The organism is Streptomyces sp. 3-6 (assembly GCF_056323165.1).
Map to the genome: position 1 here is coordinate 142,484 of NZ_JBWHZP010000007.1, position 13,565 is coordinate 156,048.

General features: G+C 74.5%; 12 protein-coding genes. 4 read left to right on the forward strand and 8 right to left on the reverse strand.

The window, feature by feature from the left end; all coding sequences use genetic code 11:
- Window positions 1-6: 6 nt before the first annotated feature.
- The 7 genes from moeZ to AC02VZ_RS12230 form a co-directional block, all read right to left on the reverse strand.
- Window positions 7-1,185 carry an adenylyltransferase/sulfurtransferase MoeZ gene (gene moeZ, locus AC02VZ_RS12200; RefSeq protein ID WP_476475360.1) on the reverse strand — a complete coding sequence of 393 codons (1,179 nt, stop codon included), beginning with the start codon at window positions 1,183-1,185 and terminating at the stop codon, window positions 7-9.
- A gap of 63 nt (window positions 1,186-1,248) precedes the next feature.
- A complete protein-coding gene (locus tag AC02VZ_RS12205) occupies window positions 1,249-1,998 on the reverse strand; it encodes a spherulation-specific family 4 protein (RefSeq protein WP_432054125.1) in 750 nt (249 codons plus the stop codon).
- On the reverse strand, window positions 1,986-2,954 hold the full coding sequence (locus AC02VZ_RS12210) for an NAD-dependent epimerase/dehydratase family protein (protein ID WP_432054124.1): 969 nt from the start codon (window positions 2,952-2,954) through the stop codon (window positions 1,986-1,988). Before AC02VZ_RS12210 ends, AC02VZ_RS12205 begins: the two co-directional genes overlap by 13 nt.
- A 383-nt stretch (window positions 2,955-3,337) precedes the next feature.
- Entirely contained in the window at window positions 3,338-4,651 is a 1,314-nt protein-coding gene (locus AC02VZ_RS12215; protein ID WP_476475361.1) for a hypothetical protein, read from the reverse strand.
- Window positions 4,648-6,444, reverse strand: coding sequence for a DUF3492 domain-containing protein (locus AC02VZ_RS12220; RefSeq protein ID WP_476475362.1), 1,797 nt, complete (start codon window positions 6,442-6,444; stop codon window positions 4,648-4,650). The genes AC02VZ_RS12215 and AC02VZ_RS12220 overlap by 4 nt, the downstream gene beginning before the upstream one ends.
- A gap of 399 nt (window positions 6,445-6,843) precedes the next feature.
- Window positions 6,844-8,316, reverse strand: a complete 1,473-nt coding sequence (locus AC02VZ_RS12225) for a DUF3152 domain-containing protein (protein ID WP_432054121.1) — start codon at window positions 8,314-8,316, stop codon at window positions 6,844-6,846.
- Window positions 8,317-8,726: 410 nt separating this feature from the next.
- Window positions 8,727-9,800 carry an alpha/beta fold hydrolase gene (locus AC02VZ_RS12230; protein ID WP_432054120.1) on the reverse strand — a complete coding sequence of 358 codons (1,074 nt, stop codon included), beginning with the start codon at window positions 9,798-9,800 and terminating at the stop codon, window positions 8,727-8,729.
- A gap of 318 nt (window positions 9,801-10,118) precedes the next feature.
- Here AC02VZ_RS12230 and AC02VZ_RS12235 point away from each other — a divergent pair, with 318 nt between their 5' ends.
- From AC02VZ_RS12235 to AC02VZ_RS12250, 4 genes are all read left to right on the forward strand, one after another.
- A complete protein-coding gene (locus AC02VZ_RS12235) occupies window positions 10,119-10,352 on the forward strand; it encodes a hypothetical protein (protein WP_476475363.1) in 234 nt (77 codons plus the stop codon).
- 225 nt (window positions 10,353-10,577) lie between these two features.
- Window positions 10,578-11,219 (forward strand): TetR/AcrR family transcriptional regulator, encoded by a 642-nt coding sequence (locus AC02VZ_RS12240; protein WP_362091418.1) that lies wholly within the window; start codon window positions 10,578-10,580, stop codon window positions 11,217-11,219.
- A 166-nt stretch (window positions 11,220-11,385) separates the two neighbouring features.
- Entirely contained in the window at window positions 11,386-11,613 is a 228-nt protein-coding gene (locus AC02VZ_RS12245; RefSeq protein WP_362091415.1) for a DUF3107 domain-containing protein, read from the forward strand.
- 614 nt (window positions 11,614-12,227) lie between these two features.
- Window positions 12,228-12,500 (forward strand): hypothetical protein, encoded by a 273-nt coding sequence (locus tag AC02VZ_RS12250; protein ID WP_432054118.1) that lies wholly within the window; start codon window positions 12,228-12,230, stop codon window positions 12,498-12,500.
- A 141-nt stretch (window positions 12,501-12,641) separates the two neighbouring features.
- Here AC02VZ_RS12250 and AC02VZ_RS12255 read toward each other — a convergent pair whose 3' ends face one another.
- On the reverse strand, window positions 12,642-13,388 hold the full coding sequence (locus AC02VZ_RS12255) for a ferritin-like domain-containing protein (protein WP_432054117.1): 747 nt from the start codon (window positions 13,386-13,388) through the stop codon (window positions 12,642-12,644).
- Window positions 13,389-13,565: the final 177 nt, after the last annotated feature.

A 13,565-nucleotide genomic window follows, 5' to 3' on the forward strand; every position in this document is an offset into this window, starting at 1 on the left:
CGGTGATCAGTAGACCGGCTTCTCCGGTTCGATCTGGTTGACCCAGCCGATGACGCCGCCGCCGACGTGGACGGCGTCGGCGAAGCCCGCGGACTTGAGGACCGCGAGGACTTCCGCACTGCGGACGCCCGTCTTGCAGTTCAAGACGATCTTCTTGTCCTGCGGGAGGCTCTCCAGGGCGTTGCCCATGAGGAACTCGTTCTTCGGGATCAGCCGGGCGCCGGGGATGGAGACGATCTCGAACTCGTTGGGCTCGCGGACGTCGATGAGTTCGATCTTCTCGCCGTCGTCGATCCACTCCTTGAGCTGCTTGGGAGTGATCGTGGAGTCGGCCGCCGCCGCCTGGGCCTCCTCGGAGACGACGCCGCAGAAGGCCTCGTAGTCGATGAGTTCCGTGACGGTGGGGTTCTCGCCGCAGATCGCGCAGTCGGGGTCCTTGCGGACCTTGACCTGGCGGTACTGCATCTCCAGGGCGTCGTAGATCATCAGGCGGCCGACCAGCGGCTCACCGATGCCGGCGAGCAGCTTGATGGCCTCGTTGGCCTGGATGGAGCCGATCGACGCGCAGAGCACGCCGAGCACGCCGCCCTCGGCGCAGGACGGGACCATGCCGGGGGGCGGGGGCTCCGGGTAGAGGCAGCGGTAGCAGGGACCGTGCTCGGACCAGAAGACGGAGGCCTGGCCGTCGAAGCGGTAGATCGAACCCCAGACGTACGGCTTGTTCAGCAGTACGCAGGCGTCGTTGACCAGGTAGCGGGTCGCGAAGTTGTCCGTGCCGTCGACGATGAGGTCGTACTGGCTGAAGATGTCCTTCACGTTGTCGGACTCGAGCCGCTCCTGGTGGAGCACCACGTTCACGTAGGGGTTGATGCCCTTGATCGTGTCGCGGGCGGACTCCGCCTTGGGACGGCCGATGTCGGCCTGGCTGTGGATCACCTGGCGCTGCAGGTTCGACTCGTCGACCTCGTCGAACTCCACGATGCCGAGCGTTCCGACGCCCGCGGCGGCCAGGTACATCAGCCCCGGCGAGCCCAGCCCGCCGGCGCCCACGAAGAGCACCTTGCTGTTCTTCAGCCGCTTCTGCCCGTCCATCCCCACGTCGGGGATGATCAGGTGGCGGGAGTACCGGCGGACCTCGTCTACGGTGAGCTCGGGGGCCGGCTCGACCAGGGGTGGCAGCGACACGGGGACTCCGTTGGTCGGTCTATCACTACGGTTGTTCTCCTCGTAACAGTGCCACGGCCTTTTTCATTCCGAGACACCCGTCCCGACCCGCGAGACGAGATCGTCCCAGTAGCCGGGCAGGCACGCCCAGGGGGAGCTGTCGGCGTCGCGCTCCACCCGGTCGGTGAAGTAGATGGTGGCCGCGCCCTGCCAGCGGGCGATCCGCAGCGCCTCCTCCAGGTGGGGACGGGGCACGCCGTGCACGAAGTGGCAGAACCGCTCGGGCGGGTGCTCGGCGGTCCACTCCGCCACCTGGGACCAGCGGTAGTCGCTCCACGGACCGGAGAAGGTGACCAGCTGGTCGGCGCACTCCGCGTATCCCGGGTGGGGGTGGATGCCGTGCCCCAGGACGATGTGAGTCTCCTCACGGACCGCCCGGAGCGCGGTGACCGTCCGCCGCACGGCGGGGAGGGCGAAGTGGTCGGCCGGGCAGCGGTCCAGGAGGAAGCCGTCGACCCGGTACCAGTCGGCGAAGCGGTGGGCGTCGGCGAGCACGTCGCGCAGGCGGCGGTATCCGTGGGCCACGTCCAGGTGGCCGAGGACGCGCACCCCGCTGTTGCGCAGGCGGCCCACGGCCTCCAGGCAGCTCGGGTCGGGCTGCACGCCGGGCCCGTCGGCCACGTCGAGGACGACCCAGTGCAGCGGGGTGCCGGGGCGCGCCAGGTGGTCCCACTCGGCGGAGGCGAGGAGGGGGTGGGCGAGCCCGGGGACGCCGAAGCCGTCGCCCACCTCGGTCCGGGCGGGCTCCGGCCTGGGCCGGGTCAGATACGGCATGCCGCCTCCATCCAGATGTCGGCCAGGGACTCCTCCAGGTTGATGCGGGGCCGCCAGCCGAGCCGGTCCCGTGCGGTGCGCACGTCGGCCTGCTGCCAGCTGCCGCAGCCGTCCGGGTAGGGGGCGGCCACCGGGGGCACGTGGGGGTGGTCGGCCTCGGCGCGGGGGTGGCCGATGGCGGGCCGCAGGTGCGGGGTGTGGGGCCCGTCGAGTTCGTGCAGCGCGCCGCCGTAGCCGGCGACCCGGGCCAGCACCGCGGCGGCGTCGCGCAGCCGGACCGCGCGGCCGGAGCCGATGTTGATGACGCCCTGGGCCGCGGACAGCGAGGCGGCGTGCACGGCGCGGGCCACGTCGCGGACGTCGACGAAGTCACGCTGGGCGGCCATGCCCCCGAGTTTCAGCTCGCCGTCGCCGGACTGCATGGCGCGGCGCATGGCCTCGGCGAGGCGGCCGAGCGGGGACCCGGCGGGGGTGCCGGGCCCGGCGGGTGAGAAGACCCGGAGCACCACCGCGTCCAGGCCGGAACCGAGGACGAGTTCGGTGGCGGCCAGTTTGCTCACGCCGTAGGGGCCCCCGGGGCGCGGGACGGCGTCCTCCGCGGTGGAGGAGCCGGGCTGGCTGGGACCGTACTCGGCGCTGCAGCCGATCTGGACGAGCCGGGCGCCGCAGCCGCTGCGCCGCAGGGCCTCGCAGACGGTGGCGACGGCGACGGTGTTGTGCCGGGTGAGTTCGCGGGCACCGCCACGGGTGGCACCCGCGCAGTTGATGACGACACCGGGGTGGACGGCGTCGAGGAACCGGGTGAGGGCGCCGGGGCTTCCGGTGGCGAGGTCGAAGCGGACGTCGGCGTCGTCGCCGCGGCCCAGGGCGGTGAGCTGCACGGCCGGGTCGGCGAGCAGGCGGTCGGCGACGAAGCGGCCGAGGTAACCGTTGGCTCCGATCAGCAGGACTCTCATCGGGCGGCTCCCTCGACGACCGAGGCTGCTGGGCGGGTGATCATGTGGGTTCTCCTTCGGGGATGCGGGGTGCCCGCGGTGGGGTCGTGCCCGGCCGGGCCGGGGGCCGTCCGTGGTGGGGGCGGGACGGGGAGGGGGGTGACGGTCGTGAGGCGGGCGCGCTGCGGCACGGCCGGGACGTCCGCCGCGCGGGCGCGACCGGGCGCCGGGGCGGGCCGGGCCGCGCGCTCCGCAGCCGTGCGGCCGGCCGCGTGCGGCGGTGTGACCGCCCGCTCGGCGACCCGGCGGCCCGGTGCCGGGGTCCGGCCGGTGGCGCCGCGCGAGACGCTCCGCGCCTGCGCTCGCGCCGGCGGCGCCTGCCGCACCGTCCTCGGTTCCGCCGGTCATCGCGCGTGCTCCGTCGGGCAGTGGGCGGACGCCCGGGTGAGCCGGCGGGCCGCGTGGGTCAGCAGCACCAGGGCCGCGACACCGCAACTGACGGTGGAGACGACGGGGTGCCAGGCCGTGACCAGCGTCTCCACTGGCGCGGACAGCCCGGTGAGGCCGGGGAGGCGGGCGGCGAAGACGGTCGTCAGGGCGAGGGCCTGGGCGGTGGCCGCGCACGCGAGCAGCGCCCTCGGACCGCGGGTGAAGCCGTGCACGGCGAGGAGGCGGGCCAGGTAGAGGCAGGCGCCCGTGGCGAGGGCCCCGGGGAGGGCGAGCGGTTCGTCCAGCGCGAGAGCGCAGAGGACGAGGAGGGCGACCAGGAAGCAGAGGAACAGGGCGACGGTGCCGAGCAGCAGGGGGCGCACGGACGCGGCGAAGTCCTCCAGTCCGCGGCTCGCGGTGAGTTTGCGGCGGGCCCCGCGGGTGAAGAGGTGGGCGCTCCAGGCGGCGGGGGCACAGGCCAGGGCGAGGGCCAGCACGGGGGCGGCGGCGAGCGGCCAGTCGCCGCCGGGTGCGGGTGGGCCGTCGGGACCTCCCGTGATGGCGACCTGGAGCAGTCCGTCGCCCAGCAGCGCGTAGCCGACGAGCCAGTGGGTCCAGCCGGTCAGACCGGTGGCCGGGGCACGCCCGGGCCTGCTCAGGGGTCCGCGGCGCAGGGCGGTCCGGACGGCCGCGGCGACGGCGAGGACGCCGATCGCGGCCACCAGGAGGGCGGTCCGCCCGTCGGTGTGGTGCAGGGCGAGCAGGGTGGCGAGGCAGAGGGGGCCGGGCAGGAGGGACCGGACGATCCAGTCGGCCCGGGCCGGCGGGGGCGGGGCCGCGGCCGGGCGGGCGGTGTCGCCGTCCCGGGGGACGCGGGCGAACAGTTCCTCGGCGAGGGAGAAGACGTCACGGTGCCGGAAACGGGCGGCGGTGCGGTCGGTGATGCCGTGCGCCTCCAGGCCGGCGGCGATCTCCAGCGGGTCGACGGCGCGTTCGCAGAGCTCGCGATGACGGTGCAGCAGTGCCTTGACCGGGTCGGCGCCGCCCCGCTGTCCCGCTCCGGTCCTCCGCGGGGCCGTGCGCTCGCCGGGCCGCGGGCCGGGGGCACCGCCCGGGCGCGGGGAGGGCCCGCGGCGGGGGGATGCGTCGAAGCCGTGGGCGGCACCGGGGCCGCACGCGGCGTCCGAGCCGTCGGCGGCGTCGAGGCCGTGGGCGCGGGCGGCGGTGTCGGCTGCTTCCCGCTGTTCGCCGGAGTCCCCGAGTTCCCTGAGGTCGGGCAGGCCGGTCATCGGACGCCCTCCGTCGCCCTCGCCCCGGCCGCCGCCGTGGGACGTGCCCACGTGGGTGTGGCGCGGGTGGTGGTCCAGTGGCCGGGGACGTGCGCCTCGGCCGGGACGGCGAACGGCTGGAGGTCGCCGGTGCCGTCGAGACGGGCCCGGCGCAGGGGCGTGCGGGCGACGGTCTCCAGGTACAGCCCGTGGAAGGCCGCGATGTTCTGCTCGACGGTGAACAGCTCCAGTGCACGGGCGCGGGCGGCGGCTCCGAGGCGCAGGCGGCGCGCGGGGTCGCGCAGCAGGGAGACGCACGCCTCGGCAAGCGCTCTCGGATTGCGTGGCGGTACGACGAGGCCGGTGCCGCCGATCACCTCGACGACCGCGCCGACGTCCGTGGAGACCGTCGCGCGCCCGCAGAGCATGGCCTCGACGAGCCCGGCCGGGAAGCCCTCGACGACGCTGGACAGCACGGTGACGGCGCCGGCGGCGTGGGCGTGGGCCACGGTGGGCAGTCCGGGGCCGCCGATCTCCTCGAAGGACACCGGGTTGTCCCCCACGGCGTGCGGTCCGTCGGCCTCGTCGGGGAACAGGTGGGCGGCCAGGGCCCTGCAGTGGGCGAGGTAGGCCGTGCCCTCCGTGCCCTGCGGGGCACCGATGATCCGCAGCCGGGTCCCGGGCTGTTCCTTGCGCACCTCGGCGAAGGCGTGCAGCAGGGAGACGAGGTCCTTGGCCGGTTCGACGCGTCCGGTCCAGACCAGGGTGTGCGGGTCGGCGCACTCGAGGGACTCCCCCACCTCGGTGAAGGGCGCCGCGTCCATGCCCGGGTACACGGTGCGCAGCTTGGCCCGGTCGGCCCCGCAGCGCTCCTGCCAGCGCCGGGCGTGGGTGTTGCCGGGGGTGACGAAGGTGGCACGCCGGTACGTCTCGGCCGCGAGCCGCCCGTGGAAGGCGGCCAGCAGCGACCGCACCGCAGGGGAGGCGTCCGGGCGGGTCAGGTAGTGCGTCCGCAGCCGTACGCCGTACTCGGTGACCAGCAGCGGGACGCCGAAGAGGTGGTGGGCGAGCAGCCCGGGCAGCACGGCCGGGCCGCCGGAGGCCGCGTGGCACAGGTCGACGGCGCCGAGGCCGTCCGTGCCGTACCAGTCGAGCGACAGGGGGCGCAGGGCGCGTTCCAGGTGTGCGGCGACCGCCAGCAGGTCCGGCACGCGCGCCTCGCGCGCGGCCTGCCCCGCGCCCGGCGCGCGACAGGCGCGTTCCAGGGCGCGGACGGCCGACTCGGACCGCAGGGCGGAGACCAGTCCGCCTTCCTCACGGGCGAGTGCGGCGAGGCCGTACAGCGCGTTGGCGAAACGGTCCGCCTCCGGTGCGGCAAGGGATCCGACCGGTGCTGTCGGGGCCGCGTCCGGGCCCGTGCCACCGTGTCCGTCACCGGGCCGAGGACTTCCGTCCTCGGCGGCGCGCGCGACGGCGCGGGATGGGGCGGGCGCCGCGGCGTGCGCGTCGCGGGGCGCGCGGTCCGGGGCGCACAGGACGGCGGCCAGCTCGCCGTAGTGCTCCAGGAAGCGCCGGCGTGCGCGGCGGCCGTACACCACCCCGTCGCCCTCGGCCGCCCACAGCGGCGCCGTCCGTACCCGCGCGACCTGCGGCGGCAGAGGAGCCCAGCCCGCGTCCTCCTGGGCCTCACTGCGGCTGAACGCGTAGACGTCGAACTCGTGGTGCGCGAGTCCGCGCACCAGGCGGTCGCACCAGAGCCCGGCGTCACCGCCCAGATACGGAAAGCCACCTTCCGTCAGCAGTCCGATGCGCACGAGTGCACCCCCGATCTCCCGTGTGGGGAGCCGCCGTTGACCCGACGGCTCGCAGCGGGACGAACGTATGCGGACCAGGCGGTGGTGCGATGGACGGTTGTCCGTCGCACCATCAGAAGGGGTGAACGGTCGTAACTTTCCGGTGCGCGAGACGTTTGGTCGCGCTAAGAGATCAGCCGAGCACCGGTCGTCACATGATCGGCCCACGCCGGCGCGGAGGGGCGGCCCGTCACATCACCCGCGGAGCCCGGCACCGGCCGGGGCGGTGCGCGCCGGACGGGGGGTGCGCCGGACCGAGCGGTGCGCATCAGACGGAGCGGTGCGCATCGAACGGAGCGACGCACGCCGGACGGGGGGTGCGCGCCGTCCCCGGCCCACTCCGTGACGCCCGGCGGGCCGTCAGCTGTGGGGGTAGGGCCAGGGGTTGGGCCGGCAGTCGATCCCGTCGGGGTCGACGAACTTCGTCTGCTGCTGCATGACGGGCGCCAGATCCCCGTCCTTGTCGCAGGTGACGTGCCCGTATCCCAGGCGGTGGCCGATCTCGTGGTTGATGAGCATCTGCCGGTAGGCGTGGATCTTGTCGCCGTACGGCTCCGCGCCCTGGGCCCACCGGTAGGCGTTGATCATGACGCGCTCGGTGGCCGCCGAGTCGCAGGAGACGTTGTCGACGGTGGTGTCCAGGCCCGACTTGGCGCACCATTCGGCGGTCGTGCCGGGGCTGGCGAGGGTGATGACGAAGTCCGGGCGGCCCGAGTGGATCCGCTCGAAGGTGCGGGCGCCGTTGTGGGCCCAGCTGCGGTCGTCGTTCAGCGTCTTCTGCACGGCTTCGGCGAACAGGTCGCCGTCGAGCCCGAGCCCCTGTTCCACGTCCACCCGGTAGGTGATCCGCTGCCCCTTGCCCGCCCCCTTGGCGATGCCGGGGATCGCGTCGAACTTCCCGGAGCCGTCGAGGTCGGCCTTGAGCGGATAGGTGGCGCCCATCTTCTCCTCGTAGGTCGCCGGACGAGCGTCGGGCGACCCGGCGTCGGCCGGGGTCTCCCGGTCGTCACCGCGCGAGGCGGGTTCCCTGACGTCGCGCTGCCCGTCGGTGGCGGCCTGGGCCCGCACTCCGGAGGCGTCGCCACCCTCGGCGACCTGCCCGGCCACGACGACGGCGAGCACGGTGGTGACGGCCGCCGCGGCGATCCCGGTGAACGCCCGCCCCTTGGAGCCCTTGGCCGGTGCGGACTCGTCCGGCAGCGAACCGTGGCCGGCGTCGTCCGGGGCGTCGGCGCCCCCCGGGTTACCGGGGCCCCCGGGCCATTCCGTGACGGAGGCGTACGGGTCCGTGCGGCGCGGCGGCGCGGGGGGTGCTGCCGCGGAAACATCTGCGGCGGGCGGTGTGCGCGGGGTGAACAGGTCGCCGTCGCCGTCGCCGTCGAAGGCGTCGAGGTAGTCCTGGCGGGGGCCCCGCCCGGGGGGCGCCTGGCGGGGCCGCGGCACGGGGGCGGTCGTTCCGGCTCCGGTGCCGTGACCGGTCGTGGTCGGCGCCGCAGCCGCGGTACTCCCCCACTGGCCCCAGCCGCCCCCGGTCTCCCGCTGCTCGGGATGCCCGCCCCGGGCCCGGGGGACACCGTGCGCCGGGGTCCCGTCCGGCAGCCGGGGGAAGCCGTGCGCCGGGGTGCCGTCCGGGAGGTGCGGAACACCGTGCGCCGGGGTGCCGTCGGGGAGACCCGGAACACCGTGGGCGGGAGTCCCGTCCGGGTACGCCCGCACGCCCGGCGGCGGGGTGCCGTACTGCGCGACGCCCGCGACGCCCTGGGGCGGGGTGCCCTGATCGGCGGATCCGTGCGGCCGGGCCCCGTACTGCCGGCTCGCGGGCCGGCCCGGCATGTCGTGGGCCTCGGGCGGTCCGTGCCCCTGCGGGTACCCCGGGGCACGGCGCTGTCCGTGGTCCGGCACGGGGCCCGGCGTCCGGTGCGGGTACGCGGGGACGCCGTGGGCCGGAGTGCCGTAGGGGACGCTCGGTCCGGGCGTTCCGCCCGACGGCTGCCCCGGACGAGCCTGCCCTCCCGGCCCCGACCACTCCTGCGACTGCGGCAGGGGCGGCGGCTGCGGCCACCGGCTCCGGTCGGCCCCCGGTGTGGCGTCCGGCGCAGGACGTCCGTCCCGCGCGGATGCGGCGGTGCCGGTCCGCGACGTGGCGGTGCCGGTCTGCGGAGTGGCGGCCTCGGGTGCGGTGGTCTTGCGTGCGGTGGCCTTGGGTGCGGGTCCACGACGGCTGTGGCGTCCCACGTCGCGCCTCAGCCCCTCAGATTCTCGGCGGTCGCCCCGCCATCGGCGGACTCGTCCGCGCGGGAGCCGGCGGCCGAGCCCGGGGCGCGCTTCGCGCCCGGCTGCACAGTATGCCCCTCGGGCGCCGAATCCGTTGCATCCGCGAGGAGTTCACGGAATGCCGCGGCCACTGTCGTGGGGTATTCCATCATCGCCACGTGCCCCGCGTCCGGGAGCGTCACCAGTCGCGAGTCCCGGAAGGCGCGGGTCGCCCGGCGGGCCATGCGGAAGCCGACGAGCTGGTCCCGGCCGCCGTAGACGAGGAGCGTCGGCGCGAGCACCCGCTCGGCCTGCCGCCACAGCCCGTGCTGGCCACCGAGGGTGTACGCGTTGACGAGGCCCCGCGCGGAGCGCGCCATGGCGTCCCAGAAGTACGGCAGCTGCTGCCGCCGTTCCATCTCCTGCACCGCGTGCCGGAATCCCTCGGGCGAGACGCGGGCGGGGTCGCCGTAGCAGAGGGCCATCACGCCGCGCACCCGCTGCTCCGCGGTCCACCCACGGGTGAGGCGGGTGAACAGCTGCGCGACGCCGGGCACGGCGAGCAGGCCCGTCGGCACGGCGGTGCGCTGCACCCGGAGTTCCGGCAGGGCCGGGGACACCAGAGTGAGCGTGCGGACCAGGTCGGGGCGGGCGGCGGCGACGCGGGTGGCGACCGCGCCGCCGAGCGAGTTGCCGAAGAGGTGCACCGCGCCGCGGCCGGTGCTGTCCAGGTAGCGGATCACCGCGCGTGCGTGCGCGGTGATGGAGTAGTTGCCGTCGTCCGGGGGCGGGGAGTGTCCGAAGCCGGGGAGGTCGACGGCCTCGCCGGCGACCACGTCGTCGAGCAGGGGCATCAGCGCCGACCAGTTCTGCGAGGAGCCGCCGAGCCCGTGCACGTACAGAGCGGGCGGCAGGTCCGCGCGCGCGGTGGTGCGCGACCGGACGGAGAGGGTGATGCCGGGCAGTTCGACGGACCTGAGGTGCTCGCCTTCGGCGACCCTGACGGCGGCCGCGTCGGACAGCACGTCGGCGGGTGGCACGGACGGCAGCTCGGGCGAAGACATGCGGCAATGTTACGAGACGATCACACGGCGGCTCATGTGTTCGCCCTCACAGCCGGCGGGCCACCGCACCGGCGCCCGCGCCTCCCGCACCCGAGGGCCGACTGACCGCCTGCCGACGGCCGACGGCCGGCACGACGTGAGCCTGCCACGACCCCTCTCGCCCGCACCGTGCGCGCTGTGTCACCTCACGGTCGCGGACCGCATGGCAGCGGATTCGGGAGTCTCCTACGCTCGTAGAGAGGGCACCCGCATGTGGCCCCCCTGTTCTTTCCCCAGGGACATGCGCAGGACCAGCAGCAGGAGGAAGGGAGCCCAGCCATGGCCATTGATCCCACCGACCCCGAGACCTTCGTCGAGGACGAGCCGGACACCTCGCCCGCGAACGAGGAACTGGGAGTCGAGGCCCCCCGCGCCGACGTGGCGGACCAGCTGACGGAGATCCACACGGACGAGGACGACCCGCTCGCCGAGGTCGACCGCAGCCGTGCGAACGAGGCGGATCTCGTGGAGCAGGCCAGGGTCGTCGCCCTGGACGAGGACGACTACCGGTGACAGGGTCTCGGAGGAGGACGCCGTCGAACGGTGGGTCCCGCCGACGAGGCAGGTACGGAAAAGAAGACGTATCCTGCCCGGTCCGGCGTGCTCCGAAACCGTCCGCGGCCCTTTCACCGCCGTCCGGTCCGTGAAATTCTGCAGGCTCACCGCGCACACCACGGTTACCGAAAAGTACGATGGCGGCGCGGCTCACACCGCATGTGGACGACAATGGGAGGCGGCGTGACAGCCATCGAGCAGACAGAGGCGGTACGCCCGAGGGGCACCCGCCTGCCGCGCCGGGCCCGACGGAACCAGTTGCTGGGCGCCGCCCAGGAGGTCTTCGTCGCACAGGGCTATCACGCGGCCGCGATGGACGACATCGCCGAGCGGGCCGGGGTCAGCAAGCCGGTGCTCTACCAGCACTTCCCGGGCAAGCTGGACCTGTATCTGGCCCTGCTGGACCAGCACTGCGAGGCGCTGATCCAGTCCGTACGGGGCGCTCTCGCCTCGACGACCGACAACAAGCAGCGCGTGCGGGCGACCATGGACGCCTACTTCGCGTACGTGGAGGACGACGGCGGCGCGTTCCGTCTCGTCTTCGAGTCGGACCTGACGAACGAGCCCGCCGTGCGCGAGCGGGTCGACAAGGTGACCAACGAGTGCGCCGAGGCGATCTGCGAGGTCATCGCCGAGGACACCGGGCTGTCGCGGGACGAGTCGATGCTGCTCGCCTCGGGGCTCGGCGGCCTCGCCCAGGTGGTGGCGCGCTCCTGGCTGCACAGTGACCGCAGCGTGCCGCGCGACCAGGCGGTGCAGCTGCTGGCCTCGCTGGCCTGGCGGGGCATCGCGGGATTCCCGCTGCACGGCAGCGAGCAGCAGTAGCGAGCGGTAGGGGGCGCGTCGGGACCGGGCGTGGCGTCCGTGTGTTCCCCTCCGGTGTTCGCTCCTGGCGTGGCCGGGCGCGGCATGGGCGTCCCCTCACCGGGCTAATGTGTGCAGGTACGGCGCGGAAGGTCGCGCACTCACCGACCGTCGGAGGGACATAGCCGTGGAGGTCAAGATCGGCGTGCAGCACGCGCCCCGCGAGATCGTTCTGGAGAGCGGTCAGAGCGCCGAGGAGGTCGAGCGCGTGGTGGCCGATGCGCTGGCCGGGAAGTCCCAGCTGCTCAGCCTGACGGACGAGCACGGCCGCAAGCTGCTCGTCCCGGCGGACCGCCTCGCCTATGTCGAGATCGGCGAGCCGGCCCCGCGCAAGGTGGGCTTCGGCGCGCTGTAGCCGAGGAGCGGCCGGTCCGTCCGGCCGCGCACCGGAGGCGACGCACACGAGAAGGGTCCGGAGGTTTCGCACCTCCGGACCCTTCTCGTGCGTCCGGGGGCCACGCGTCCGGAGCGGCGGCACCTGTGGCGGTGGGCGGACGTCGGCTGTGCCGTGGATCGGCCGCGCCGGGGATCGGCTGCGGTGGTCGGCCGGGGAGCGACGCAACCCTTGCCGACGGTGAAACGCGCCGCCGTCGGCGGCCGGTCCCCGGTGCGCCGTTCGGGCGCTCTCGCCTCACCCGGCCCCCGGCCCTTGCCGGCTGGGGGAACGCGCTCCCCGGAGGCGTCCGGTGCCGGTCCCTCTCCCGCCGCGCCCCTGCGCGCACCTGCCCCTGCGCGCACCTTCCCCCACCGCCACCACCCCCGCCCGGAGGCGCCCCGGGGGCCTCCGCACGCCGTGCTCCCCACCCCCGCACCGGCCCCCAGGACCGCTCCCGTACGCCCGTTCGACGTGTCGCCCGCACGGTCACAAGGTCCGGACGGTGCCCGGCACAGGATTGGATTTCGCAGGTCAGGGGTAAGACGGGAGACGACCGACGTGCACGGGCCGGCCATGTGGGAGGGACCCCCGACATGCTCTTGGAAGCGATCAGTTCCGCGATCCTCGGCCTGGCTCTGGCCTGGGCGGCCACCCGCCGCCTGCCGCACCGTCTGCCCTCGCCCGCGATGGTCCTGCCCACGGGCGTGGCCGGCGCCCTCTTCGGCGCCTTCGTGACGCACAGCGCGCTGGACGCGGGAGGCCTGCCGGCGATCCTGATCGGGGCAGTGATCGTCTCCGTGGCCTCCCTGTCTCTGCTGCTCCGTCCCGCGGGCGGCCTCGGGCGCCGCTCGGCGACCGCCGCCTGACCGGGAGGCACCACCGGACCCGAAAGGCGCCGCCCGACCAGGAGACGCCGCGTCGGACCGAACGGCGCCGCCCGACCGGGAGGCGCCGCCGGCCCGCGTGCGAAGCCGTCGCACCGCCCGCTCACGGAGCGGTCCGGCCGGTCAGGCCGCCAGGCCCAGCGCCGCCATCCGCTTGGTGTGGGCCTCGGTGATCCGGGAGAACATCTTGCCGACCTCGGCGAGGTCGAAGCCGTCCGCGACACCACCCACCAGCATCGTCGACAGGGCGTCCCGGTCGGCCACCACGCGCTGGGACTGCGACAGGGCCTCGCCCATCAGCCGACGGGCCCACAGGGCCAGCCGCCCGCCCACTCGCGGGTCGGCGTCGATCGCGGCGCGCACCTTCTCCACGGCGAAACCGCCGTGCCCCGTGTCGTCGAGCACGGCCAGCACCAGGGCGCGGGTGTCGGAGTCGAGGCGGGCGGCGACCTCGCGGTAGAAGTCACTGGCGATGGAATCGCCGACGTAGGCCTTGACCAGACCCTCCAGCCAGTCGGAGGGCGCGGTCTGCTTGTGGAAGCCGTCGTAGGCGGCGACGAAGGGCTCCATGGCGAGGGTCGGGTCCTCACCGATCTCGGCGAGCCGGTCCCGCAGCCGCTCGAAGTGGTGGAACTCGGCCGACGCCATCTTCGCCAGCTCCGCCTTGTCGCCGAGGGTGGGCGCCAGGTGGGCGTCCTCCGCGAGCCGCTCGAACGCCGCGAGCTCCCCGTACGCCAGCGCACCGAGCAGGTCCACGACGGCGGCGCGGTACTGCGGTTCGGCGGACGCGGCAGCCCAGTCGAGGGCGGCGACCCCGGTGTGGGCGGGGGCGGTGTCCGAGGCGTTGTCAGGCTTGTCAGGGCTCGTCATGAAGCGCACAATAACCCGCTCGTCCCGCCCCGGAGGGGCCCGGTCGATCAGTGTGACGACGACTACGTGACCAGATCGGCCATGGCGTGTGCGCGATTCCGGGGTATGGTGGTAATGCGCCTGCTGAGGACTTCGACGTGCTCTCCAGGCCGCATGTATGAGGATGCCCGGTCGGTG